Raw genomic sequence first — 23,466 nt, forward strand, 5'->3', positions numbered from 1 at the left:
GGGGGGATTCCCAACCGGCACGCCTATGACCAGTGGGAGAGTCACGGTGTACTTCGCCGCACTGCTCGCGCGCACCGAAGACGGGTGGGAAGCGAGCGACACGGAGCTGGACGATGTGGAAACCCTGTCCGATCTTGCCGACCTGGCCCGGGAGGCCTCTCCGGACGACGACACGGTGCTCGTGCTGATCGAGCAGGAGGAGGGGTGGTTCGGCGTCGTCCGCGTGGACGGCGAGGAGGACCCCCGGGTCTACGTCTCCGACGCCGCCGCGGCGGCCCGCAGCAGCTACGGCGAGATCCTGCTCACCGACGAACTGCTCGGCCGCGCCCCCGGGGACGACGGAACCGACCTCGACGCCCTCGACCTCGACGGCACGGAGGACGGTGAACCCGACGCCGGGGACGCCGACGACGCGGACGTCGGCCCCGCGGCCGCCGGTTCCGCCGACGCCGTACCGCACGGGCCGGTCGGCGACGCGCGGGTCCTGGAGGACCTGGGCGTCACCGAGAAGGAGCTGCGTTCCCTGGCCGGGGACGCCGTCAACGAGATCGCCGACGCCCTCGGCGCCTCGGAAGTACTGGAGACCGTCCGCTGACCGTGCCGACCACCACCACGTCCGGACCGCCGGACCCGGTACGCGACCGCTGGCGGGCGGCGATGCGACTCGCCCTGGACGAGGCCGCGCTGGCCGTCCGGGGCGGGGACGTCCCCGTCGGCGCCGTCGTACTGGCCCCGGACGGCACCACCGTGCTGGCGGCCGCCCACAACGAGCGCGAGGCCGCCGGCGACCCCACGGCCCATGCGGAGGTCCTCGCCGTCCGGCGGGCCGCCGCGCGGCTCGGGGAGTGGCGGCTGACCGGCTGCACCCTGGTGGTGACGCTGGAGCCGTGCACGATGTGCGCGGGAGCCCTCCAGCAGTCCCGGGTCGAACGGATCGTCTACGGCGCCCGGGACGAGAAGGCGGGCGCGGTCGGCTCCCTCTGGGACCTCGTCCGCGACCGCCGGCTCAACCACCGGCCCGAAGTGATCGGCGGGGTGCTCGCCGAGGAGTGTTCCGGGCTGCTCACGGAGTTCTTCCGGAACCGCTGATGACCGATTTCGAACCACACCGCCCCTTGCTGTAAGGTCTCCCTCGGTAGCGTGTCCGAGCGGCCGAAGGAGCTCGCCTCGAAAGCGAGTGTGGCGCAAGTCACCGAGGGTTCAAATCCCTCCGCTACCGCCGGTGAAGGGCCCCGTCGTCAGACGGGGCCCTTCGTGCGATCATGGGCCCGCTCGACGCATGTGACACCGGTGCACATCAGTGACAGGGGAGGGCCGCGATGGCGGTGAACGCGAAGAAGGCCGTCATCTATGTGCTCGTGGTCTTCGTGCTGTACCTGATCATCACGGACCCCGAGACGGCCGGCGACTACGTCACGGTCGGGTTCGAGGGCATCTCCGACGCCGCGAAGGCCGTCGGGGACTTCATGACCTGGCTCGCCAACGGAGGCAAGTGATGATCCGCCACCTGGTGCTCTTCCGGCTGAACGAGGGCGTCGAGCGCGACGACCCGAGGGTCGTCAGGGGCGAGGAGGCCTTCCGTTCGCTGGAGGGCAGGATCCCGGAGATCCGCTTCTGGGAGTGCGCCTGGAACATCAGCGACCGCCCCATCGCCTATGACTTCGCCATCAACTCGGCGTTCGACGACGCGGACGCGCTGCGCCGGTACGTGGAGCACCCGGAGCACCAGGCGGGCGTGGGACTGTGGCGCGAGTTCGCCACGTGGGTGATCGCCGACTACGAGTTCTGACCCTCCGTCCGCCCGCGTCCCTCGCCCCTCGCCACGACGGCGGGGGGTTTTCCCGTGCCGCGGCCCGCGCCCGGCGCTCAACACGGAATATGCGGTGCTTGCGCACAGTGAGTCAGTCTTGTGATGCTATGACCGCTTTTGACGGATGAGTTGACGGACATGAGAGCGATGACGAGGTGGCGTTGACCGTGCCGGCCAGTACTGCGCCGCCCCAGGACGACGTGTCCCCCGACGCGGTCCAGACCCCCGCCAAACGGCGGGGTGCCGACACCCGGGCCCTGACCCAACTGCTCTTCGGTCAGCTCAAGGATCTCGAGCCCGGTACGCCGGAGCACACCCGCGTGCGGGCGGCGCTCATCGAGGCGAACCTCCCGCTCGTGCGCTACGCGGCCGCCCGCTTCCGCTCCCGCAACGAGCCGATGGAGGACGTCGTCCAGGTCGGCACCATCGGGCTCATCAACGCCATCGACCGCTTCGACCCGGAGCGGGGCGTGCAGTTCCCCACGTTCGCGATGCCGACGGTGGTCGGCGAGATCAAGCGCTACTTCCGCGACAACGTCCGCACCGTCCACGTCCCGCGCCGGCTGCACGAGCTGTGGGTTCAGGTCAACAGCGCGACGGAGGACCTCACGACCGCCTTCGGGCGGCTTCCCACGACCGCCGAGATCGCCGAACGCCTGCGCATCTCCGAGGAGGAGGTGCTGTCCTGCATCGAGGCCGGACGGTCGTACCACGCCACCTCCCTGGAGGCCGCGCAGGAGGGCGACGGGATGCCCGGCCTGCTGGACCGGCTCGGCTACGAGGACCCCGCCCTCGACGGCGTCGAGCACCGCGACCTCGTCCGGCACCTGCTGGTGCAGCTCCCCGAGCGGGAGCAGCGCATCCTGCTGCTGCGTTACTACAGCAACCTCACCCAGTCCCAGATCAGTGCGGAACTCGGTGTCTCGCAGATGCACGTGTCCCGTCTGCTGGCGCGCAGCTTCCAGCGGCTGCGGTCCGCAAACAGGATCGACGCGTAACCGGAACGAGCGAATCGCCCAGAACTGCCGTTACGCGTTCTTCCGAGCCGAAAGTCCGTCAGACCCCTTGTTTCCAGGGCCGATTCGTATCTTGGATGTCGACATGTCACTACAGCGCGTTGCCGACATGTGACATTCTGCGGGAAGCGCGTTTGCCGGAGCTTCGGCGCCGGTATTCAGGTGAAGGCTGCGTTCCTCAGATCGGGAGCGTCCGCCGCGACCGTCCCGCGACCCAAAGGGGGTGGCATGTCCGCAGAACAGGGCAGCTCGAAGGTGCTCACGCTCGCGGAGAGCGAAACAGCTCCCCATGCTCTCGACGCACTCGGCCCCATCGACCAAGGCCCGGCCACACCGGTTCCGGAGCTCCCGGACCAGGCGCGGCTCCCGGAGACGGCGGAACTGCCGGACACGGCGGCCCTCGACACCCGCACCCTGTCCCGCTCCCTGTTCCTGCGGCTCGCCGTGCTCGGCGAGGACAGCCCGGAGCGTGCCTACGTCCGGGACACGCTGATCGAGCTCAACCTCCCCCTGGTGCGCTACGCGGCGGCTCGGTTCCGCTCGCGCAACGAGCCGATGGAGGACATCGTCCAGGTCGGCACCATCGGGCTGATCAAGGCGATCGACCGTTTCGACTGCGAACGGGGCGTGGAGTTCCCGACGTTCGCGATGCCGACGGTGGTCGGCGAGATCAAGCGGTTCTTCCGCGACACGTCGTGGTCGGTGCGGGTGCCGCGCCGGCTCCAGGAGCTGCGCCTGGCGCTGACCAAGGCCGGCGACGAGCTCTCGCAGAAGCTGGACCGTTCCCCGACGGTCGCCGAACTCGCCGCCGTGCTGGGCGTGTCGGAGGAGGACGTGGTCGACGGGCTCGCCGTCGGCAACGCGTACACGGCGTCCTCGCTCGACTCCCCCGCCCCGGAGGACGACGGCGGCGAGGGCTCGCTCGCGGACCGCCTCGGCTACGAGGACACGGCCCTGGAGGGCGTGGAGTACCGGGAGTCGCTGAAGCCGCTGCTGGCCAAGCTGCCGCCCCGGGAGCGGCGGATCATCATGCTGCGCTTCTTCGCCAACATGACCCAGTCGCAGATCGGCGAGGAGGTCGGCATCTCCCAGATGCACGTCTCGCGGCTGCTCACGCGGACCCTCGCCCAGTTGCGCGAGGGCCTCATCTCGGACTGAGGCTCCGATCCCGCGGAGCGAGCGGCTCCGCGGGGTGGAATCGGATGCGTGGCCGCCGGGGCGCCCGTCTGGGGCGCAACGGCGGCCCGCCGCGTTTCTCCGGCCGCTCGCGCTACTTGAGCGCCAGCCAGGCCACCGCGGCGACGACCGCCACGGCGACGACGATGCCGATGATCAGGCCGATGCGGGGTCCGCCGCTGGTGGACGCGGTCTGCCGGCCCTGGGGGGCCTCGTCGACGAACGCGCGGAACATCTGGGTGCTGCCGGCGGGGTCGTGATTGCCCTGCGGGCCCTGGGTGTTAGCCATGTCACGAGACCCTAGCGAATCCCCGACGGGCGGCCCAAGCGGGGCGGGGCCGGACCGTGCGGAGGCCGCCGGCAGGTCGGGACGGAACGGGCACGACCCCTGCGACCTGCATGTTTACTGTCGCGATTACTTGCCTTTGCCAAGTTTTTGAGCCGTCCGGGCCCCTTTTGCTTGCCTGTAGCAACCATTGACTTTTACCGTTGCTTCGAGCAACGAAATGGGAGGTGCCATGGCCGGGACGGCGCAGTACGAGGAACTGGTCCGGCAGTTCAGCGCCTTCGGCGCCGTCAAGCGGGAGATGAACCGGATCATGCCGGCCGACTGCCCCAGCGGCTCCGCGTCCGTGCTGACGCTCCTCGGCCGCTACGGCGACCTGCGCATGAGCAGGGTCGCCGAGCTGCTCTCCGTCGACCTGTCCGTCACCAGCCGCCACGTCGCCCACCTGGCCGAGCGCGGCTGGATCGAGCGCTCCCCGGACCCCGCCGACAAACGGTCCCGCATCCTGCGCCTCACCCCCGCCGGGCGGATACGGCTCGACGAGCTGTTCCGGCGGACCACCCGGCTGCTCGCCGAGCGCCTGGGCGACTGGTCCGACGAAGAGGTCGGCCACCTCGCCCAGCTGATGGCCCGGCTCAGGGACAGCTTCGGCGAGTGCCGCACCGTGCCCAGGCCGGCGCCTCCCCCTCCCGAACAGACCACCCGTACACCCGCAAGCACATAAGAGAAGGACGCCCATGGCAACGACCACACCAGCCGGTGTGCGGGCTCATGCCAAGCACGGGGGAGGCTCCTCCGCAGACGCTCCGATGACCCACCGGCAGATCATGGAGGCACTGTCCGGGCTGCTGCTCGGCATGTTCGCCGCCATCCTGTCGTCGACCATCGTCACCAACGCGCTGCCCGAGATCGTGGGTGACCTCGGCGGCGGCCAGAGCGCCTACACCTGGGTCGTCACCGCCTCGCTGCTGACGATGACCGCCTCCACCCCGCTGTGGGGCAAGCTCGCCGACCTGTTCAGCAAGAAGGTCCTGGTCCAGATAGCCCTCTGCGTCTTCGTCCTCGGCTCCGTCGTGGCCGGACTGGCGCAGAACCCGGCGATGCTCATCAGCGCACGTGCCATCCAGGGCCTGGGCGCCGGCGGTCTGGCCGCCCTCGCCCAGATCATCATGGCCGCGATGATCTCCCCGCGGGAACGCGGCCGCTACTCCGGCTACCTCGGCGCCACCTTCGCCGTCGCCACCGTCGGCGGCCCGCTGCTCGGCGGGGTCATCACCGACACCAGCTGGCTCGGCTGGCGCTGGTGCCTGTACGTCGGTGTGCCCTTCGCGCTGATCGCGCTCCTCGTCCTGCAGAAGACGCTGCACCTCCCCCTGGTCAAGCGCCAGGTCAAGGTCGACTGGGCGGGCGCCTTCCTCGTCACCGCCGCCGTCTGCCTGCTGCTGGTCTGGGTCACCTTCGCCGACGACAAGTACGACTGGCTCTCCTGGCAGACCGGCGTCATGGTCGGCGGATCGATCGTCCTGACGCTGGTCTTCCTGTTCGTCGAGAGCAGGGCCGCCGAGCCGATCATCCCGCTGCGCCTGTTCCGCAACCGCACCATCACCCTGGCCTCGCTGGCCTCGCTGTTCGTCGGCATCGCGATGTTCGCCGGCACCGTCTACTTCAGCCAGTACTTCCAGCTGGCCCGGGACAAGTCCCCGACCATGTCGGGCGTCATGACGATCCCGATGATCGGCGGCATCTTCGTGTCGTCCACGGTCTCCGGCATCATCATCACCCGGACCGGCCGCTGGAAGACCTGGCTGCTGGCCGGCGGCGTGCTGCTCACGGCGGGCCTGGGCCTGCTCGGCACCATGCGCTACGACACCCCGTACTGGCACATCGCCCTCTTCATGGCGCTGCTGGGTCTCGGCGTCGGCATGATGATGCAGAACCTGGTGCTGTGCACGCAGAACCAGGTGTCCCCGGCCGACCTGGGCGCCGCCTCCTCCGTGGTGACCTTCTTCCGGTCCCTCGGCGGCGCGGTCGGCGTCTCCGTGCTCGGCTCGGTCATGTCGACCCGGATCAGCCACTACGCCCAGGACACCATCGGACAGCTCGGCCCGCAGGAGCGGGCGGCGGCCGCCGAGGCCTCCGGCAGCGGCGCGATCCCCGACATGGACCTGCTGCCCCCGCCCATCCGCACCTGGCTGGAGAGCGCCTACGGGCACGGCATCGCCGACATCTTCCTGTACGTCGCCCCGGTCGCCCTGCTCGCCTTCCTGGTGACCCTGTTCATCAAGGAGGTCCCGCTGCGGACCACCGGCGCGCTGGCCCAGGCCGCGGAGGAGAAGGCCGAAGCGGTGGCCCCGGCCCCCGGCGGCACCCCGGCCGCGTCCGCCGGGGAGGACACCACCGCTCCGGCACCGGCCACCGTCACCCTCGCGGAGGGATCCGCCCCGGGAGGCGTCCCGGTGCGCGGTGTGGTGCGCGGCGCCGACGGCGTGCCCGTGCCGCAGGCGGCCGTCACGCTGATCTCGCTCGGCGGACGTCAGCTGGGCCGCTCCGTGGCCCAGGCCGACGGCGGGTACGGGGTGGACGCGCCCGGGGCCGGGTCGTACGTCCTGATCGCCGCCGCCGACGGCCACCAGCCGCAGGCGTCCACGGTCGTGGTGGACGGCGAACCGCTCGTCCACGACATCCTGCTCAGCGGTACCGGCGGGCTGGCCGGAACGGTTCACTCCGCCGGCACCGGGGCACCGGTGCCGGGCGCCATGGTGATCGTCACCGATGTGCGCGGCGACCTGCTGGCCAGCGGGAGCACCGGTGAGCAGGGCGAGTTCTCCTTCGCGGAGCTGGTGCCCGGCACGGTGACCCTCGCGGTGAACGCCGACGGCCACCGGCCGCGCGCGCTGCCCGTGGAGGTCGGCGGCACCGGCGTGACCCGCGTCGAGGTCGGCCTGGAGGCCGGCGCCCGGCTGCGCGGCGTGGTCCGCGCCCCGCACGGGCCGCTGGCCGACGCCCGGGTCACCCTGGTCGACGCGGCGGGCAACGTGGTCGGCACGGCGACGACCGGCGCGGACGGCGCGTACGCCTTCGCCGACCTGGACAGCGGCGAGTACACCGTCATCGCCACGGGCTACCCGCCGGTCGCCACCGCGCTCACGGTCACCGGCGGCGGAACCGACGACCACGACATCGAGCTCGCCCACCCGGGCGACTGACCGAGAACCCCGGCCCGGGGCGGGCCGCGCGTCCTGTAGCGGAGACGCGCCCCGCCCCGGGCCGGTCCCACGACGGCCAAGTCCAGGAAAGATCCAGGGAGAGAACGGGATGCCACTGACCGCGACCATCCGCACCCGGGACGGGTGGGCCGTGTCGCACGCGGTCGTCACCCTCACCGACGGCACCGGGGCGCAGGTGCTGCGTGCCGGGGCGGACGCAGACGGCGCCGTACGGGACGCCACCGCGCTCACGCCGGGGGCGTACACCGTGATCGTCACCGCGGTCGGCTACGCGCCCGCCGCGGCCAGCGCCCTGGTCACCGCGAGCGGGCGGGCCGAGGTGGGGACGGTGACCCTGGCCCGGCAGGGCGGCACCGAGCTGCCGCCGCCGGGGCCGTGGACCGTGGACCCGGCGCACTCGAGCGTGGCCGCCGTCGCCCAGCACCTGGGCATCTCCAGCGTGCGGGGCCGGTTCACCGACTTCACCGCCCGGGTCGAGGTCGCGCCGGACGACATCACGAAGTCCCGGGTGGAGGCGGTGATCCGGGCCGCGTCGATCGACACCGGCAACGGCACCCGCGACACCCACCTGCGCTCCGCCGACTTCCTGGACGTCGAGCACCACCCCGAGATCACCTACCGGTCCACCGGCCTGACCGGGGCGGGCTCCGACCGCTGGACGGTCCACGGCGAGCTGTCCATGCGCGGGATCGTCCGCCCCGTCGACCTGGACCTGGCCTACCTCGGCACCGGCGCGGACCCCTGGGGCGGCACCCGGGCGGCCTTCCGCGCCACGGCCGAACTGCGGCGCGAGGACTTCGCGATGCACTACAACCAGGTCGTGCGGGCCGGCATCGCGGCCATCGGCACGACGCTGCGGGTGGAGCTGGACGTCCAGGCGGTGGAGGGCGAATCGCTCCCGGCCCTCTGAGGCCCCGTCAGGGCGCCTCGTGGGTGTCGACGATCCGGCGGGCGAGGTCGCGCAGCTTCACGTTCTCCCGCTGCGAGGCCCGTACCAGGCTGTCGAAGGCGCCGGCCGCGTCCATGTCCATGCGCTCCATGAGGATGCCGGTGGCCTGGCCGATCAGGTCCCGGGTGCGCATGGCCTCGGTGAGCTGATCGCGCACGGTGGCGGAGTCCAGGGCTATGCCCACGTGCGCGGTGAACAGCCGGCCCACCCGCCGCGCGGACTCGTCGAAGGCGCGCGGCTTGCGGGCGTACGCGGTGAGCACGGTCAGCCGGCGCCGGTCGGTGCGCAGCCGCAGCGAGAGCACGGAACGCAGGCCGAGACCGTACAGGTCGTCCGCGCCCTCGTCCCCCTCGCTGTCCTCGACCTCGGCCACCGGGGTGGTCCACAGACGGTGCCAGTACCGCTGTCTCCCCGGCTCGGGGCGGACGTCCTCGGCGGCACGCACCACCTCGTCGGTCCACGCGAGGGTCTGTCTGCGGTTGTCGCGCTCTATGACGGAGATGCCCGCGTGCTCGGCTCCCGGTACGAGGTCCACGGTGAGCCGGACCGCGGTGTCCAGGGTGCTGTCCGGGGTGGACGTCTCGTGCAGCCGGCATGCCGCGTCCGTCAGCGCTTCCGCCAGATCCGTACCGGGGAAACGGGGCAAATCAGAAAACCGGGACGCAGCCACCACGAACCTCTTCGGCGAGCACGACCGGACAGCCGTGCGCAGGAGAGCTCCGCAGCACATTCCCGACTGCGAGCACAGGACGGACAGAATTTTAGCCGCTTCCGGTGACACACTCCGACGTGGTGCAATGGGGGCGGGTCAGGAAGTGGCCTTGCCGGAATTCCGGACGCACGTCTGCCAGGTGACTGCCGTGACCTTCCTTCCCGAATCCTCCGGGGGACACCCCCCGGCCGCACCCATCCGGTTCCCGTTCCCACCCGAGGTCGACGTCTCCACCGCGGACCGGCTGCTGCCGCTGATCATGGACCGTGTACGGCCCCGCCCCGGCCGTCCGGCCGGGCTCCTGGTCCTCGACCTCACCGCGACGGAGTTCATGGACTCCCAGGGCGTCCGCCTCATCAACGAGGTGCACCGGCTGCTGCGCCCCCGGACCCCGGTGCACGTGGTGGCCCGTCCGGAGAGCCTGGCGAGCCGCGTGCTGGAACTGACCGGCGTGCGCCGCGACATCCCGGTCTACGACAACCTCCCCGAGGCGATGGCCGCCCAGGGCCTAGCCTGACGCCATGGCACCGAACATCGCGACGAACACCCGGGTCTCCCTCGACGAGTTGCTGGACTTCGTACGGCCCCGGCACCGGGCCGTCCTGCTGACCCGGCGGGCGGACGGCGGCCCCCAGGGCTCCCCGCTGACCTGCGGGGTCGACGACTCGGGACGGATCGTGATGTCCACGTACCCCGAACGCGCCAAGACGCGGAACGCCAAGAGGGACACCCGGGTGAGCCTGATCGTCCTGAGCGACGAGTGGAACGGGCCGTGGGTGCAGATCGACGGCACCGCCGAGGTGGTGGACGCGCCCGAGTCCGTGGAGCCGCTGGTGGAGTACTACCGGAACATCGCCGGTGAGCACCCCGACTGGGACGAGTACCGGGCGGCGATGATCAAGCAGGGCAAGTCGATCATCCGGGTCACTCCGGAGCGCTGGGGGCCGGTGGCGACCGGCGGGTTCCCCGCGCGGCTCGTCCAGACGGACTGAGGCGGGCCCGCTCAGTCCCGGGAGCGGGCCACCATCGCCTCGATGCCGGCCACCAGCAGGTCCAGGGCGAAGGCGAAGTCCCGCTCCATCATCTCCTCGACCGTGTCACCGCCGCGGGCCGCCATGATCCGCGTCGACTCCTCGAACACCCCGACGGGGTCCGGCGACCGCGTCACCGCGGTCATGGCGCGCTCGTGGTACTCGTCGGGGGTCAGGCCCGTCGCGGCGACCCGGGCGTGGAAGTGGCCCTCGATCGTGCCGTAGCCGTACACGAACTGGAAGACGGCCGCGATGGCCCCGGTCACCCCGCGCTCCGGCAGGCCGGTCCTGCTGATGACCCGCTGGATCACGCGGGAGAACCGCAGCGCGTTGGGCCCGATGTTGAGGAACCGTCCGGCCAGCGGCGACAGCCAGGAGTGGCGCACCAGCAGGGCGCGGTACTCACGGGCGAGGGCGCGCAGCTGGTCGCGCCAGTCCTCGTCGGCGGCCGGGTCGGGCAGCGTCAGCTCGCCGAAGGAGCGGTCCAGGGCCAGCTCCAGGAGGTCGTCCTTGGTGTCGACGTACCAGTAGACGGACATCGCCGTCACGTTCAGCTCGGCGGCGAGGCGGCGCATGGAGAACTTGGCCGGGCCCTCGGCGTCCAGCAACCGCACGGTGACCTCGGTGATCCGCTCCCGGTCCAGGCCCGACGGCTGTCCGCCGCCGCGCCCGCCGCGGCGGTCCGTGCCCTCCAGCCAGACACTGGTCCGCGGCGCACCGCCGGACCGCTGGGCTGCCCTCACCATGGCGCACCTTCCTCGACTCGCCGGCGCCGGTCAGCGCCGTCGCCCCCTCCGGGTTCCGGCCGTCCGGCTCTCAGGCCTTCTCCCGCGATTCTGCCCGGTCCGCCCGGCGCAGCAACGCCGCAGCGATCAGTCCGCCGAGCAGCACGGCCACCGCCCCCACCAGCAGGCTCGTCTCCAGCCCGGCGGAGAACGCGTCGGTGATCCGCACCCGTTCGCCGTCCGAGCCCGCCGCGGCCAGCGCCACCGGCAGCGAGGTCGCCGCCACCGGGACCAGCGCCGCGAACCGCGCGTTGAGCACCGCGCCCAGCACGGCCACCCCGAGCCCGGTGCCGAACTCGGCGAGGGTGCCGTTGATCCCGGCGCCGACGCCCGCCTTCTCGCGCGGGACGGAACTCATCACCGCGTGCGCCATCACCGGGCTGCCGATCGCCGTGCCCGTCCCGATCAGGACCAGGCCGAGCAGCGTACCGGCGTAGCCGTGCTCGGTGAGCGTGGCGATCGACACCAGTCCGCCCGCCATCAGGGTCATGCCGACGGCTATGGAGAGGGGGGTGCCCATCCTCGCCGCCCACCTGGTGCCCACGCCGGTGAAGTTGAGGGCGACGACGGTCATCGCCATGGGCGCGGTGCGCAGCCCCGCCTCCAGGGGGCCGTAGCCGAGGACGAACTGCAGGTACTGGGTGAGCAGGAACAGCGCGCCGCCCATGCCGAAGGTGATCAGCACCAGTCCGCCGACCGCGCCCGTGAACCGGCGGTTGCGGAAGAAGCCGAGGTCGAGCATCGGGTGGGGGACGCGGCTCTCCCAGAAGGCGAAGAGGCCGAGGACCAGGGCCGCCGTCGCCGCCGTCGCCACGACCCGGGGCGAGGTCCAGCCGTGTTCGGGGCCCGAGATGATCGCGTACACCAGGGATCCCATGCCGATGGTGGACAGGACCGCGCCGACCAGGTCGGGGCGGTCGCCCTGCCGGTTCTTCGACTCGGGGACGCAGGCGGTGACGGCGGCCAGCGCGAGGGCCACCACCGGCAGGTTGATCAGGAAGATCGCACCCCACCAGAAGTGGTTCAGCACGACGCCCCCGACCAGCGGACCGGCCGCGAACCCCAGCGAGTTGACGGCGCTCCAGATGCCGATCGCCTTGGGCTGCTCCTCGGGCGTGAAGATCTGCATCACCACGGCGAGGGTCGTCGTCAGCAGCAGCGCGCCGCCCACCCCCATGCCGGCCCGCGCGGCGATCAACTGACCGGACGACTGGGCCAGTCCGGCCACCAGCGACCCCGCGCCGAACAGGACCAGGCCCACGATCAGCATCTTCTTGCGGCCGTAGCGGTCGGCGGCGTTGCCCGCGCTGAGCAGCAGACCCGACTGCACCAGGGAGTAGGCGTTGATCATCCACTGGATGTCGGCGGTCGACGCGTCCAGTTCACGGGTGAGCGAGGGGATGGCCACGTTCAGGACGGTGTTGTCCAGCAGCACGGTGAGCTGGGCGAGGCAGATGACACCGAGGATCAGCCAGCGCCGGGCGTGCCCCGGCGGCGTGGGGACCGCCTGGCCGGCGGACCGGCCGGGGGCGTGCTCCGGGGAGGACGTCGTCATGCTGTACACCGTAGAACAGTTCCCATACGGTGTACAGCTCGACGGGTGTCCGTCAGTCGCCGGCCCGCTTCCTCGTGAGGTCGTGGAAGGTCGCCGTGCCGGCTGTCACCTCCTCGAAGGTCTCCTCCACCCAGGCCGTGATCTCCGCGGAGGTGCCGGAGTCACGACCGCCGCCGCCCATGCCGCCACCGGCGACGAAGTAGTGGATCCTTCCGTCCGCCACGTACTCCTTGAACCGGTCCAGGGTCGGTGAGGGGTCGGTGCCGTTGAAGCCGCCGATCGCCATGACGGGCGCTCCGGTGGCGAGCTGGTAACCGGCGGCGTTCTGGGCGCCGACGGCCGCGGCGGCCCAGGTGTAGTCGCCGGCGTCCGTCTCCAGCAGTTCCTTCGCCTCCGCGCCGACGTCCGCACCGCCGAGGAGGCCGCCCATGCCGCCGGCACCGGGCATCGCGCCGGCTTCGGCGCTGCCGCCGGGGGCGTTCTGCTGGTTCCGGCCGGTGGGCGGGCCGTTCCTTCCGCCCTGGCTGTTCTGTCCGCCGTCCCGGCCCGTCGGGCCGCCGCCGGGGAAGCCGCCGGCGCCGCCGGCGCCGTCCGTGAACCCGCCGGGCGGTGTCTGCCCCTGCTCATTCCGGCCCCCGCCGGGAAACCCACCGCCCCAGCCGGGACCGCCACCGCCTCCGGGCCGCCCCCCGCCGCCCATGCCCGCCCCCGCCGGACCGGCCGTGACGATCGAACCGGAGTGCCCCTGCTGGACGGTGCTCAGCGTGTACGCCGTCGGGCCGGCCAGCGCCGTCACCAGGGCGAGGCCCGCCGCGCCGAGCGCCACCCGGCGCCCCACCCGGCCCGCGAGGGCGAGGCCGAGCGCGGCGGCCGACCCGCCCACCAGGACCGTCCACTTCAGCCAGGGCAGGTAGTCGGGCGTGCGGTCGAGCAGGACGTACCCCCAGGCCGCCGTCGCCGTGCCGGCCGCCGCCAGGGTGAGCGACACCCACGGCTCCCGCCGCCTCTCCCACAGGGCCACCGTGCCCATGCCGGTCACGGCCGCGAGAGGAGGGGCGAGGGCCACCGTGTAGTACTCGTGGAAGATGCCGGCCATGCAGCTGAAGACGGCCGTGGTCGTCAGCAGCGAGCCGCCCCACACCAGGAACGACGCCCGGGCGAGGTCGGTCCGTGCGGCCCTCCTGGTGAGGACCAGCCCCCCGGCGAGCAGGATCAGCGCGGCGGGCAGCAGCCAGGAGATCTGGCCGCCGACCTCGGCGCCGAACATCCGGTCCCAGCCGCTCTCTCCCCACTGGCCACCGCCGCCGCCCATACCGCCGCCACCGCCGCCGACGCTGCCCGTCTCGTCGCCGTTGAGCCGGCCGAGGCCGTTGTAGCCGAAGGTCAGCTCCAGGAAGCTGTTGTTCTGCGAGCCGCCGATGTACGGGCGCGAGGACGCCGGCCACAGTTCGACGACCGCCACCCACCAGCCGCCGGAGACGACCAGCGCGGCGGTCGCCAGGGCGAGCTGCGTCAGCCTCTTCCGCATCCGCACCGGTGCGCAGGCGCCGTGGACGAGCGCCAAGGCGGGCAGGACGAGGAAGGCCTGGAGGGTCTTGGTGAGGAACGCGAAGCCGATCGCGACGCCGGCCCACACCAGCCACTTGGTACGGCCGTCCTCGACGGCCCGCAGGACGAGGTAACAGGCGACGGACGACAGCAGCGCCAGCATCGCGTCGGGGTTGTTGAACCGGAACATCAGCGCCGCGACCGGGGTGAGCGCGAGGACCGCGCCCGCGATCAGACCGGCCACCGCGCCGAAACGGCGTCGGACGGAGGCGTGCACGACGGCGACCGTGCCGACGCCCATGAGCACCTCGGGCACGAGGATCGCCCAGGAGTTCAGGCCGAAGATCCGCACCGACAGCTCCATCGGCCACAGGGAGGCCGGGGGCTTGTCGACGGTGATGGCGTTCGCCGCGTCCAGGGAGCCGAAGAAGAACGCCTTCCAGGACTCGCTGCCCGCCTGCACGGCCGCCGAGTAGAAGGAGTTGGCATAGCCGGAGGCGCTCAGGCCGTGGAGGTAGAGCACGCCGGTCACCAGCAGCAGGGCGAGCAGGGCGGGGCGCGCCCAGCGCGGGTCCCGCGGGGCGGTGGGCGTCGCGGGGCCGGGTGACGCGGGCCCGGTCGGGGGGCCCGGGAGGGGCGGGTCGGCCGGGGGGTGCGTCCGGTCGTGCCGGGTGGTCATCGGTCGTCCCTCGGGTCGTGGTCGGCGGGGGCGGTCCGGGCGGCGGGGGCGGAACCGGCGCGAGGCGGGGCCGCAGGGGCCGGGACGGTGGGGGCCGGGGCTCCGTCCGGGAACACCCACGCCCGGAACAGCAGGAACCGCAGCACGGTGGCCGCGAGGTTCGCGGCGACGAGCACCGCGAGTTCGGTGGAGTGGGCGGGGTCGCTGCTCGCCGTGTTCAGCGCGGCGAGCGAGCCGCTGGTCAGCGCGAGACCGATACCGAAGACGACCAGCCCCTGCGCCTGGTGGCGTACCGCCCCGGCGCGCCCGCGCACCCCGAAGGTGAGCCGCCGGTTGGCGGCGGTGTTGGCGACCGCCGAGACCAGCAGGGCGAGCCCGTTGGCGGTCTGGGAGCCGGTGAAGGCGCGGAAGCCGCTGTAGAGCAGCAGGTAGAAGAGGGTGGACAGGGCGCCCACGACGCAGAAGCCGAGCAACTGGCGGGCGAGGCCCTGCGGTACGTCCTCGATGTCCCGGTCGCGGGGGTCGTCGCCGAACGGCCGGGCGAGCCGGTCCAGCGGCAGCGACCCGGTGGCCAGGGCCCTGCCGACGCGCCAGACGCCCTTGAGGTCGTCGGTCGCCGTCCGCACGATGTGCACGCTGGACCCGGGGTCGTCGACCCAGTCGACCGGCACCTCGTGGATCCGCAGCCCGGCGCGTTCGGCGAGCACCAGCAGTTCGGTGTCGAAGAACCAGCCGCCGTCCTCCACCAGCGGCAGCAGCACCCGGGCCACGTCGCGGCGGATCGCCTTGAACCCGCACTGCGCGTCGGAGAAGCGCGCCCGCAGCGAGCCGCGCAGGATCAGGTTGTAGGCGCGGCTGATGAACTCCCGCTTGGCACCGCGCACCACCCGCGCGCCGCGGTTCAGCCGGGAGCCGATGGCGAGGTCGGAGTGGCCCGAGATCAGCGGAGCGACCAGCGGCAGCAGGGCGTTGAGGTCGGTGGAGAGGTCGACGTCCATGTAGGCGAGGACGGGGGCGTCGGAGGCCGCCCAGACCGTCCGCAGCGCCCGGCCGCGGCCCTTCTGCTCCAGGCGGACGGCCCGGACCTCCGCGGTCCGCTCCGCCAGTTCGCCGGCCACGTGCGGGGTGCCGTCCGTGGAGGCGTTGTCGGCGATGGTGATGCGGAAGGCGTAGGGGAAGGTGCGGCGGAGGTGCTCGTGCAGTCGGCGGACGCACGGCCCGAGGTCCTTCTCCTCGTTGTGGACGGGGATCACGACGTCCAGGACCGGCGTGCCGGCTCCGGCGGCCGGGAGGTGCTCCCGCGCCGGCAGGGTGCCGGGAGAGGATTCGGTTCGCATGGCACCGACCCTGGTCAACTGCCCTGTCGTGCCCGTGTGGTGAGGCTGTGGCGTGGCTGTGAGTCCGGCGCCGGCCGCGTGCCCACCGCGGGCAGGTGAAGGCTGAACACGGTCCGTCCGGGCGCGCTGTCGACGGTCACGGCTCCGCCGTGCGCGGCCGCGACGGCCTGCACGATGGCCAGGCCCAGGCCCGTCGATCCGGTGGACCGGGTGCGCGCCGAGTCGCCGCGCGCGAACCGCTCGAAGACGTGGGGGAGCAGGGCGGGCGGGACGCCGGGGCCGTCGTCCTCGATGTCCACGCGCAGCCGGGGACCGCTGCGGCGCACCCGTGCGGTGACGGTGGTGCCCGGCGGGGTGTGGCTGCGGGCGTTGCCGAGCAGGTTGACGAGGACCTGCTGGAGCCGGGCCGCGTCGCCGGTCACCGTGGCGGGGTCGTCGGGCAGTTCGAGACGCCAGACGTGGTCCTGGCCGGCGGCGCGGGCGTCGCTGACGGAGTCCACGACGAGCGGTACGAGGTCGGTCGGCTCGAACCGCAGGGGACGGCCGGCGTCCAGCCGGGCGAGCAGCAGCAGGTCCTCGACCAGCAGGGACATCCGGCCCGCCTCCGACTCGATCCGCCCGAGGGCGTGTCGGGTGTCGGGGCCGACCTCCTCCCGGCCGCGGCGGGTGAGTTCGGCGTACCCGCGGATGGAGGCGAGCGGCGTGCGCAGTTCGTGGCCGGCGTCCGCGACGAACTGCCGTACCCGCGTCTCGCTCTCCTGGCGTGCGTGCAGGGCGCCGTGGACGTGGTCGAGCATCCGGTTCAGGGCGGCGCCGACCCGGCCGACCTCGGTGTGCGGGTCGCACTCGGACGGCGGGACGCGCTCCTCCAGGGTGACCTCACCCCGGTGCAGGGGGAGTTCCGCGACGCGGGTGGCGGTGGCGGCGACCCTGCGCAGCGGGCGGGTGGCGACGCCGACGATGACGGCTCCGGCGAGGGAGGCCGCGACGAGACCGGCGGCGGTGACGCTGATCTCCACGAGGACCAGGGTGTTGATCGTGCTGTCCACGCCGTCCGTGGGGAGGGCCACGTAGAAGGCGCCGTTCGGGCCGGCCTGGTGGGCGACGCGGTAGCTGCCCAGTCCGGGGACGTCCACGGTGTGCTCGTCGTGGTCGCGCGGGACGGTACCGAGGGCCGCCAGCTGGGCGTCGGTGAGGTCACCGGCCTCGGGCGCGGTGAACCCGTTCACGACCTTCTTGTTGCTCACCACGCCCTCGGTCACCCGGCCGTCCTCGACCGTCGCGCCGATGACGCCGAAGCCCTGCGGGCCCTTGGTGACGAAGGCGAGGGGGCCGTCCTGACGCAGCGGCTCGGGGAGCGGCCGGCCGCCGGCCGGGCCGCCCGCCGCCCGCATCGCCACCTCGCGCACCTGGCCGTCCAGCTGCTCGTACAGATGGGACCGCAGGGCCAGTGTCGTCACCGTGCCGATCACCGCGCACACCACCGCGATCAGGGCCACGGACGCGACGACGAGCCGCGTCCGCAGGGTCCGCGGGCGCGGTCGTCGTCGCGCGTTCACGACACCGCGGGCTTGATCAGGTATCCGGCGCCGCGGCGGGTGTGGATCATCGGCTCCCGGCCGGCGTCGATCTTCCGGCGCAGGTACGAGATGTACAGCTCGACGACGTTCGCCTGGCCGCCGAAGTCGTACGACCAGACCCGGTCGAGGATCTGGGCCTTGCTGAGCACGCGCCGCGGGTTGCGCATGAGGAAGCGCAGCAGTTCGAACTCGGTGGCGGTGAGGTGGATGCCCTGGCCGCCCCGGGTGACCTCGTGGCTGTCCTCGTCGAGGGTGAGGTCGCCGACCACCAGCACGGACTCGGGGCGGCGGTCGGCGGCGCCGGAGCGGCGGATCAGTCCGCGCAGCCGGGCGACGACCTCCTCCAGGCTGAACGGCTTGGTGACGTAGTCGTCGCCACCGGCCGTCAGTCCGGCGATACGGTCCTCGACGGCGTCCTTGGCGGTCAGGAACAGCACGGGCACGTCGGGCAGGTCGCGGCGCAGCCGCCCGAGGACGGCCAGCCCGCCCATGTCCGGCAGCATCATGTCCAGGACGACGGCGTCGGGCCGGAACTCACGGGCGGCGCGCAGGGCGCCCTGGCCGTCCCCGGCGCTGCGGATCTGCCAGCCCTCGTAGCGCAGGGCCATGGACAGCAGCTCGGTGATCGACTGCTCGTCGTCCACCACCAGCACGCGGACGGGGCTCCCGTCCGGCCTGAGCAGTTCGGTGCGCCCCCGGGGCGAGATCGTGGTCATAGCGCACACGATGTGCGGCACCTCTGAGAGCACTCTTTTCCCCACCTGTGTTTTCCCTGAGAAACCCACAGCCCGGCGCGCGGCCCCCGCCCTCACCCGCCCGGCAGCCCGAAGAGCCGCGCCGCGTTGTCGTGGCACACCCCCCGCAGCCACGCCTCCCCCAGCCCCAGCCGCTCCAGCGCGTGCAGCTGGTGGACGTAGGCGTAGGGGATGTTGGGGAAGTCCGTCCCCAGCAGGACCCGGTCCCCGAGCCCGCCCAGCCGGGACAGCGCCCGCCGCGGGAACGGCGCCATGCGCTCGCTGAAGTCGGTGAACGCCATCGTGGTGTCCAGCCGCACCTCCGTGTACCGCTCGGCGAGGTCCAGGAAGTCCTCGTACTCGGGCATCCCGAGGTGTGCCACCACCAGCCGCAGCCGCGGATGCCGGGCCAGCACCCGGGCGACCGGCCCGGGGCCGGTGTGCCTGCCGGGCGCGGGACCGGACCCGCAGTGGATCACCACCGGCACGCCCGCCTCGGCGAGCAGGCCCCAGGCCGCGTCGAGCATCTCGTCGGCCGGGTCGTACGCGCCCACCTGCACGTGCGCCTTGAAGACGCGCGCGCCCGCCTCCACCGCCTCCGCCACGTAGTCGGCGACGTCCGGCTCGGGGAACAGTGTCGAGGTGTGCAGGCAGTCGGGCGTGCGCCGGGCGAAACCGGCCGCCCACTCGTTCAGCCAGCGCGCCATGCCCGGCTTGTGCGGGTAGAGCATCGCGGTGAACGCCCGCACGCCGAACGCCCGCAGCAGCGCGGCCCGCTCGCCCTCCTCCTCCCGGTAGGTGATCGGCCACTCGACCCCGCCGGTCAGCGGCCCCAGCGCGTCGAAGTGGGCCCACACCTTGCGCAGCACCCGCTCCGGCATGAAGTGCGTGTGCACGTCGACGAGTCCGGGCAGCCCGAGCCCTTCCCAGAAACGCCGCACGTCGCCGGCTTCGGCACGGGTCACGAGGTGATCGCTCATGCCGCCACGATCACCCGTGGCCGCGCCCCGGGTCCAGGGGCGGGGTCAGAACAGCCCGTCCTGCTCGGCCGGCCTCTCCTTCAGCGGCCCGACGGGCACCGCGCTCTCCCTCCCGGTGACCGGGACCAGCCCCCACCCGGCCAGCAGCCGGGTGTCCAGCACCACCACCCCGCTGTCCGTCAGCAGGTGCAGATCGGGACCGGCGGCGGCCACCAGCTCGCCGCTCACCGCGCCCCCGGGGACCAGTTCGCGCACCTGCCCCACCGCGGCCGGCACCCCCGTCAGCCCGAACACTCCGACGTGATCGACGGGTTCGAACGGTGCGGGGGTGAGCGACTCCGGCCAGCCGCCGAGGGCGCGGGCCCGCGCGTGCAGTGAGGCGATCTCCACCGCCCGCTCCGCGGCCGTCGCCGGGAGCGCCGCCCTCGCCGCCCGCTTGTCGGCGTAGGGAATCCGGTCGGGCACCCGGAGCGCGGCACGCAGCAGCTCCTCGGTGCGCCGCGCCGCCATCAGCGGCCCGCTGCCCAGCCAGGTGAAGCAGACCGCCCCCTGCTCCAGCAGCCGCGCCCGCCCCCGCCGCACCGCGGTGATCCCGACCTTGGCCGTCCCGGGCCCGAACCACGCCAGGTACACGCGGTAGGGCCGCGGATCGTCCGCGAGGGTGTCGGCGGCCACCGAGTGCGCCCGGTCCAGCCGGGCACACACCTCGCAGCGCGCTCCCGTACCGCGCCCGGGGACCTCCGCGGCGAGCGGACACGCGTGCCCCCGTGCCCCCACGCAGGTCCGCGCGCTCCCTTCCGCGACCCCGAAGGCCACCCGTTTCCCCCAGGTCAGCGGCGAGCGCCGGCCACCGTCCCACATCAGCACGGGACCGTCCGCCGGCCACCGCAGCCCCGCGCACCTCCATGCCTGTGCCATCCCCGCCGAGACTAGGCGGCACCACTGACAACGCCTCCGCCCGGCGGCCCGGTACCGCCCGCCGAGGTGCCGGTCACGAGCGGCGGTGCCAACCTGGTCTGAGGTATCGCACCGCTCGGGGACGTCCGGAAGGCCGAGAACATGGCGAGCAATGTCAGCGGTACGCGCCACCACGCGACCGGGAGGCAGGCGGAGAGCCCTTGGGCGACGAGCTGGACCGTCGCCGCGGCGGTCCTCATGACCTTCGGCGGCATCATGGCGATCTTCCAGGGCATCGCCGCCATCGCGAAGGACGACGTCTTCGTCGCCACGCCGAACTTCACCTACGAGTTCAGCCTGACCGGCTGGGGCTGGGTCCACCTCGTCCTCGGCGCGCTGGTGACCGCCGCCGGCATCGCCCTGTTCCAGGGGTCCACCTGGGCCAGGGTCGTGGGCGTGGCCCTGGCCGGGCTCAGCATGATCGCCAACTTCGTGTGGCTGCCGTACTTCCCGGTGTGGTCGATCGTCCTCATCATCATCGACGGCTTCATCATCTGGGCGCTGTGCGCACCCCGCCGCGAGAGCCGGGTGTAGGGCGCGCGTCCACGGTCTGGGGCGCCCTGTGGCCCTGGCTGGTCCAGGTGGCCGGGGTGACGGTGATGGTCGCCGCCTACTTCCTCCTGCCCCTCGACCGGCTGGGACCGCACCGCCCGACCCTGAGCTGGCTGCTCTTCGGCGGGGCGCTGACGCTGATCGCGCTCCTGCTGCTGCGGCAGGTGGTGCGGGTGCTGCTGTCCGTCCCCGGCGTCCGGCCGGGGATGGTCATCCCACCGCTGATGTGCCTGTCCATCCTGGTCTTCGCCACCACCTACCTGGCGCTGGCCCAGAGCCCCGGCGAGCTCGACGGTCTCGCCACCCGCCTGGACGCCCTCTACTTCACGCTGGTCACCCTCGCCACCATCGGCTACGGCGACATCACCCCGCGCGGACAGACCGCGCGGCTGGTCGCCGTGCTGCAGATCGTCTACACGTTCGTCTTCCTCACCGCGGCGGCCACCAGCCTGACCCGCTACCTCCGTGAAACCCTCCGCCACCGCGAGCACCCGCGCCGGCCGGAGTGATCCGATCCGCCACATCGCGCCATTATGTGAGCTACGTCACACTGGTATCAGAGGGTTCACTCCCCCGGGCCCCTGGACGGACGCCGGCCGGACCGCCGTTCCGTCCGCCCGAGACCATCCGGTTCCGCAATCCTTCCGAGGGGTGTCCGCTCATGGGCGGCATCGACGCAACTGCTCTCGACAGCCTGCGCACGGCCTTGCGAGGACGTGTCGTCACACCGCAGGACGCGGAGTACGACGAGACACGCAGCATCTACAACGCCATGATCGACCGGCGTCCGGCCGCCCTCGCCCAGTGCACGGGCACGGCGGACGTGCGCACCACCCTCGCCTTCGCCCAGGAGACGGGCGCCGACCTGGCCGTCCGCGGCGGCGGACACAGCGGGCCGGGCCTGTGCCTGATCGACGGCGGGCTCACCCTCGACCTGTCCCCGATGCGCTGGGTCCGGGTCGACCCGGAGACCGGGACCGTGCGGGTGGGCGGCGGGAGCCTGCTCGGTGACCTGGACCATGAGGCCCACTCCTTCGGCCTGGGCATACCGAGCGGGATCAACTCGACCACGGGCGTCGGCGGCCTCACCCTGGGCGGCGGCCACGGCCACCTCACCCGCAAGTACGGGCTGACGGTCGACAGCCTGATCGGCGCGGACGTCGTCCTGGCCGACGGCCAGGTCGTCGCCGCCTCGGAGAAGGAGCACCCGGACCTGCTGTGGGCGCTGCGCGGCGGCGGGGGCAACTTCGGGGTGGTCACGTCGTTCACCTTCCGGCCGCACCCGGTGGACACGGTCGGGGTGGCGGCGACCGTGTGGCCGGTCGAGCGCACGCCGGAGGTGCTGCGCTGGTACCGGGAGTTCCTGCCGGCCGCGCCGGAGGACCTCAACGGGTTCTTCGCGCTGATGACCGTCCCGCCGGGGCCGCCCTTCCCGGAACCGATCCACGGCCAGAAGATGTGCGCCGTGATCTGGTGCTACACGGGCGACACGGAGGACGGCCGCCTGGAGGAGACACTGTCCGTGGTCAACGAACCGGCCCCGCCGGCCTTCCACTTCGCCACGCCGATGCCCTACCCCGCCCTGCAGACCATGTTCGACGAGATCGTCCCCCGGGGACTCCAGTGGTACTGGCGGGGCGACTTCTTCGACGGCATCCCCGACGACGCCGTCGCCGTGCACGAGCGGTACGGCCACGCCCTCCCCACCGCCCTGTCGACGATGCACCTGTACCCGGTGGACGGCGCGGCCCACCGGGTCGCCCCCGGCGAGACGGCCTGGGCCTACCGGGACGCCGTGTGGTCCGGTGTCATCGCCGGCATCGACCCGGACCCGGCCAACGCCGACGCGGTCCGGCAGTGGTGCGTCGACTACTGGACCGACCTCCACCCGCACTCCATGGGCGGCTCGTACGTCAACTTCCTCGGCGAGTGGGAGGGCACCGAACGCGTCCGCTCCACCTACCGCGACAACTACGACCGCCTGGCCGCCGTGAAGCGCGCGTACGACCCGCACAACTTCTTCCACGCCAACCAGAACATCACCCCGTCCGCGGCGTGATCGTCACTGCCCCCACGCCAGAGGCCCCGTGGATCACTCCACGGGGCCTCTGCTCTGTGTGCACTCGGCAGGATTCGAACCTGCAACCTTCTGATCCGTAGTCAGATGCTCTATCCGTTAAGCTACGAGTGCTTGTCTCTTCATTTGTCTCGCCGCTCCCGGCCCTTGCGGCCCGCTCGCGGCGACAGGAAGAACATTACATGACTGCCGCCGCCATGTGAAATCCATTGGCCCTACCCCTTGTGACCTGCACGAACACCCGATCCGGGGGCCGACACGACGAAGCCCCGGCCGCAGGGGCCGGGGCTTCGTGACGGGGCGGAGGCGGAGGGATTTGAACCCTCGATGGGCTTTAAGACCCAAACCGCATTAGCAGTGCGGCGCCATAGACCGGACTAGGCGACGCCTCCTCACACATGACCTTCCGCGCGTGAGCGCGTGCGGGTCGGTGCGTGCCGATGATGACACAACCGCGTGCGGTGTCACCAATCGG

24 protein-coding genes and 3 tRNA genes are annotated in these 23,466 nt (G+C 72.4%); 15 read left to right on the forward strand and 12 right to left on the reverse strand.

What is annotated here, in order from left to right; all coding sequences use genetic code 11:
- Positions 1–46: 46 nt before the first annotated feature.
- The 7 genes from IE172_RS06235 (at position 47) to IE172_RS06265 (ending at position 3,984) form a co-directional block, all read left to right on the forward strand.
- A complete protein-coding gene (locus tag IE172_RS06235) occupies positions 47–595 on the forward strand; it encodes a tRNA adenosine deaminase-associated protein (protein WP_190096486.1) in 549 nt (182 codons plus the stop codon).
- Positions 596–657: 62 nt separating this feature from the next.
- Complete coding sequence (gene tadA, locus IE172_RS06240) at positions 658–1,089, forward strand: tRNA adenosine(34) deaminase TadA (RefSeq protein WP_190096487.1); 432 nt, start codon at positions 658–660, stop codon at positions 1,087–1,089.
- Between the two features lie 45 nt (positions 1,090–1,134).
- A tRNA-Ser gene (locus tag IE172_RS06245) sits at positions 1,135–1,219 on the forward strand.
- 100 nt (positions 1,220–1,319) lie between these two features.
- The gene (locus IE172_RS06250; protein WP_190096085.1) at positions 1,320–1,496 is read left to right on the forward strand and encodes a hypothetical protein; all 177 of its coding nucleotides are present in this window, start codon (positions 1,320–1,322) and stop codon (positions 1,494–1,496) included.
- Positions 1,496–1,789, forward strand: coding sequence for a Dabb family protein (locus IE172_RS06255; RefSeq protein ID WP_190096086.1), 294 nt, complete (start codon positions 1,496–1,498; stop codon positions 1,787–1,789). Before IE172_RS06250 ends, IE172_RS06255 begins: the two co-directional genes overlap by 1 nt.
- Before the next feature lie 182 nt (positions 1,790–1,971).
- The gene (locus IE172_RS06260; RefSeq protein ID WP_190096488.1) at positions 1,972–2,808 is read left to right on the forward strand and encodes an RNA polymerase sigma factor SigF; all 837 of its coding nucleotides are present in this window, start codon (positions 1,972–1,974) and stop codon (positions 2,806–2,808) included.
- A 246-nt stretch (positions 2,809–3,054) separates the two neighbouring features.
- Positions 3,055–3,984: an RNA polymerase sigma factor SigF gene (locus tag IE172_RS06265; RefSeq protein ID WP_190096087.1), complete on the forward strand. Its 930-nt coding sequence runs from the start codon at positions 3,055–3,057 to the stop codon at positions 3,982–3,984.
- A 112-nt stretch (positions 3,985–4,096) separates the two neighbouring features.
- Here IE172_RS06265 and IE172_RS06270 read toward each other — a convergent pair whose 3' ends face one another.
- Entirely contained in the window at positions 4,097–4,291 is a 195-nt protein-coding gene (locus IE172_RS06270; RefSeq protein WP_190096088.1) for a hypothetical protein, read from the reverse strand.
- 229 nt (positions 4,292–4,520) lie between these two features.
- On the opposite strand from IE172_RS06270, the gene IE172_RS06275 reads away from it, so the two are divergent.
- From IE172_RS06275 to IE172_RS06285, 3 genes are all read left to right on the forward strand, one after another.
- Entirely contained in the window at positions 4,521–5,012 is a 492-nt protein-coding gene (locus IE172_RS06275) for a MarR family winged helix-turn-helix transcriptional regulator (protein ID WP_190096089.1), read from the forward strand.
- A gap of 85 nt (positions 5,013–5,097) precedes the next feature.
- A complete protein-coding gene (locus IE172_RS06280) occupies positions 5,098–7,494 on the forward strand; it encodes an MFS transporter (protein WP_488187070.1) in 2,397 nt (798 codons plus the stop codon).
- Positions 7,495–7,603: 109 nt separating this feature from the next.
- Entirely contained in the window at positions 7,604–8,425 is an 822-nt protein-coding gene (locus tag IE172_RS06285; RefSeq protein WP_190096091.1) for a YceI family protein, read from the forward strand.
- 7 nt (positions 8,426–8,432) lie between these two features.
- Here IE172_RS06285 and IE172_RS06290 read toward each other — a convergent pair whose 3' ends face one another.
- On the reverse strand, positions 8,433–9,194 hold the full coding sequence (locus IE172_RS06290; protein ID WP_190096489.1) for an ANTAR domain-containing protein: 762 nt from the start codon (positions 9,192–9,194) through the stop codon (positions 8,433–8,435).
- Between the two features lie 130 nt (positions 9,195–9,324).
- Here IE172_RS06290 and IE172_RS06295 point away from each other — a divergent pair, with 130 nt between their 5' ends.
- The gene (locus IE172_RS06295) at positions 9,325–9,693 is read left to right on the forward strand and encodes an STAS domain-containing protein (RefSeq protein ID WP_435844347.1); all 369 of its coding nucleotides are present in this window, start codon (positions 9,325–9,327) and stop codon (positions 9,691–9,693) included.
- 4 nt (positions 9,694–9,697) lie between these two features.
- Positions 9,698–10,168 (forward strand): PPOX class F420-dependent oxidoreductase, encoded by a 471-nt coding sequence (locus tag IE172_RS06300; protein WP_190096093.1) that lies wholly within the window; start codon positions 9,698–9,700, stop codon positions 10,166–10,168.
- 11 nt (positions 10,169–10,179) lie between these two features.
- Here the strand turns inward: IE172_RS06300 and IE172_RS06305 are convergent, their stop codons facing one another.
- The 8 genes from IE172_RS06305 to IE172_RS06340 form a co-directional block, all read right to left on the reverse strand.
- Positions 10,180–10,953, reverse strand: a complete 774-nt coding sequence (locus IE172_RS06305) for a TetR/AcrR family transcriptional regulator (protein WP_190096094.1) — start codon at positions 10,951–10,953, stop codon at positions 10,180–10,182.
- A 70-nt stretch (positions 10,954–11,023) separates the two neighbouring features.
- Positions 11,024–12,547, reverse strand: coding sequence for an MFS transporter (locus tag IE172_RS06310; protein WP_190096095.1), 1,524 nt, complete (start codon positions 12,545–12,547; stop codon positions 11,024–11,026).
- Positions 12,548–12,599: 52 nt separating this feature from the next.
- Positions 12,600–14,774: a glycosyltransferase family 39 protein gene (locus tag IE172_RS06315; protein ID WP_190096096.1), complete on the reverse strand. Its 2,175-nt coding sequence runs from the start codon at positions 14,772–14,774 to the stop codon at positions 12,600–12,602.
- Entirely contained in the window at positions 14,771–16,111 is a 1,341-nt protein-coding gene (locus IE172_RS06320; RefSeq protein ID WP_229885830.1) for a bifunctional glycosyltransferase family 2/GtrA family protein, read from the reverse strand. The genes IE172_RS06315 and IE172_RS06320 overlap by 4 nt, the downstream gene beginning before the upstream one ends.
- Positions 16,112–16,125: 14 nt before the next feature.
- On the reverse strand, positions 16,126–17,670 hold the full coding sequence (locus IE172_RS06325; protein ID WP_190096097.1) for a sensor histidine kinase: 1,545 nt from the start codon (positions 17,668–17,670) through the stop codon (positions 16,126–16,128).
- Positions 17,667–18,407, reverse strand: coding sequence for a response regulator transcription factor (locus IE172_RS06330; RefSeq protein WP_190096098.1), 741 nt, complete (start codon positions 18,405–18,407; stop codon positions 17,667–17,669). The genes IE172_RS06325 and IE172_RS06330 overlap by 4 nt, the downstream gene beginning before the upstream one ends.
- A 92-nt stretch (positions 18,408–18,499) precedes the next feature.
- Positions 18,500–19,405, reverse strand: a complete 906-nt coding sequence (locus tag IE172_RS06335; RefSeq protein ID WP_190096099.1) for an amidohydrolase family protein — start codon at positions 19,403–19,405, stop codon at positions 18,500–18,502.
- A gap of 45 nt (positions 19,406–19,450) precedes the next feature.
- Positions 19,451–20,323 (reverse strand): DUF2797 domain-containing protein, encoded by an 873-nt coding sequence (locus IE172_RS06340; protein WP_190096100.1) that lies wholly within the window; start codon positions 20,321–20,323, stop codon positions 19,451–19,453.
- Between the two features lie 141 nt (positions 20,324–20,464).
- On the opposite strand from IE172_RS06340, the gene IE172_RS06345 reads away from it, so the two are divergent.
- The 3 genes from IE172_RS06345 to IE172_RS06355 all read left to right on the forward strand — a co-directional run bounded on the left by IE172_RS06345 (position 20,465) and on the right by IE172_RS06355 (position 22,973).
- Entirely contained in the window at positions 20,465–20,896 is a 432-nt protein-coding gene (locus tag IE172_RS06345; protein ID WP_190096101.1) for a DUF7144 family membrane protein, read from the forward strand.
- 65 nt (positions 20,897–20,961) lie between these two features.
- Positions 20,962–21,423 (forward strand): potassium channel family protein, encoded by a 462-nt coding sequence (locus IE172_RS06350; protein WP_190096490.1) that lies wholly within the window; start codon positions 20,962–20,964, stop codon positions 21,421–21,423.
- Between the two features lie 152 nt (positions 21,424–21,575).
- Entirely contained in the window at positions 21,576–22,973 is a 1,398-nt protein-coding gene (locus IE172_RS06355) for an FAD-binding oxidoreductase (protein WP_190096102.1), read from the forward strand.
- A gap of 59 nt (positions 22,974–23,032) precedes the next feature.
- On the opposite strand, the gene IE172_RS06360 is transcribed toward IE172_RS06355, so the two are convergent.
- A tRNA-Arg gene (locus tag IE172_RS06360) sits at positions 23,033–23,105 on the reverse strand.
- A 187-nt stretch (positions 23,106–23,292) separates the two neighbouring features.
- A tRNA-Ser gene (locus tag IE172_RS06365) sits at positions 23,293–23,383 on the reverse strand.
- Between the last annotated feature and the right edge of the window lie 83 nt (positions 23,384–23,466).

The sequence above is a fragment of the Streptomyces griseoflavus genome (assembly GCF_014649995.1).
Taxonomy (GTDB): domain Bacteria; phylum Actinomycetota; class Actinomycetes; order Streptomycetales; family Streptomycetaceae; genus Streptomyces; species Streptomyces griseoflavus.

Bases quoted from the DNA above. Each gene is read 5' to 3' on its own strand.
- IE172_RS06270 (WP_190096088.1), bottom strand. From the start codon at position 4,291: ATGGCTAACACCCAGGGCCCGCAGGGCAATCACGACCCCGCCGGCAGC.
- IE172_RS06290 (WP_190096489.1), bottom strand. From the start codon at position 9,194: ATGTGCTGCGGAGCTCTCCTGCGCACGGCTGTCCGGTCGTGCTCGCCG.
- IE172_RS06330 (WP_190096098.1), bottom strand. From the start codon at position 18,407: ATGACCACGATCTCGCCCCGGGGGCGCACCGAACTGCTCAGGCCGGAC.
- IE172_RS06315 (WP_190096096.1), bottom strand. From the start codon at position 14,774: ATGACCACCCGGCACGACCGGACGCACCCCCCGGCCGACCCGCCCCTC.
- IE172_RS06340 (WP_190096100.1), bottom strand. From the start codon at position 20,323: ATGGCACAGGCATGGAGGTGCGCGGGGCTGCGGTGGCCGGCGGACGGT.
- IE172_RS06345 (WP_190096101.1), top strand. From the start codon at position 20,465: ATGGCGAGCAATGTCAGCGGTACGCGCCACCACGCGACCGGGAGGCAG.
- IE172_RS06310 (WP_190096095.1), bottom strand. From the start codon at position 12,547: ATGACGACGTCCTCCCCGGAGCACGCCCCCGGCCGGTCCGCCGGCCAG.
- IE172_RS06280 (WP_488187070.1), top strand. From the start codon at position 5,098: ATGACCCACCGGCAGATCATGGAGGCACTGTCCGGGCTGCTGCTCGGC.
- IE172_RS06285 (WP_190096091.1), top strand. From the start codon at position 7,604: ATGCCACTGACCGCGACCATCCGCACCCGGGACGGGTGGGCCGTGTCG.
- IE172_RS06300 (WP_190096093.1), top strand. From the start codon at position 9,698: ATGGCACCGAACATCGCGACGAACACCCGGGTCTCCCTCGACGAGTTG.
- IE172_RS06250 (WP_190096085.1), top strand. From the start codon at position 1,320: ATGGCGGTGAACGCGAAGAAGGCCGTCATCTATGTGCTCGTGGTCTTC.
- tadA (WP_190096487.1), top strand. From the start codon at position 658: ATGCGACTCGCCCTGGACGAGGCCGCGCTGGCCGTCCGGGGCGGGGAC.
- IE172_RS06350 (WP_190096490.1), top strand. From the start codon at position 20,962: ATGGTCGCCGCCTACTTCCTCCTGCCCCTCGACCGGCTGGGACCGCAC.
- IE172_RS06265 (WP_190096087.1), top strand. From the start codon at position 3,055: ATGTCCGCAGAACAGGGCAGCTCGAAGGTGCTCACGCTCGCGGAGAGC.
- IE172_RS06255 (WP_190096086.1), top strand. From the start codon at position 1,496: ATGATCCGCCACCTGGTGCTCTTCCGGCTGAACGAGGGCGTCGAGCGC.
- IE172_RS06320 (WP_229885830.1), bottom strand. From the start codon at position 16,111: ATGCGAACCGAATCCTCTCCCGGCACCCTGCCGGCGCGGGAGCACCTC.
- IE172_RS06335 (WP_190096099.1), bottom strand. From the start codon at position 19,405: ATGAGCGATCACCTCGTGACCCGTGCCGAAGCCGGCGACGTGCGGCGT.
- IE172_RS06275 (WP_190096089.1), top strand. From the start codon at position 4,521: ATGGCCGGGACGGCGCAGTACGAGGAACTGGTCCGGCAGTTCAGCGCC.
- IE172_RS06305 (WP_190096094.1), bottom strand. From the start codon at position 10,953: ATGGTGAGGGCAGCCCAGCGGTCCGGCGGTGCGCCGCGGACCAGTGTC.
- IE172_RS06355 (WP_190096102.1), top strand. From the start codon at position 21,576: ATGGGCGGCATCGACGCAACTGCTCTCGACAGCCTGCGCACGGCCTTG.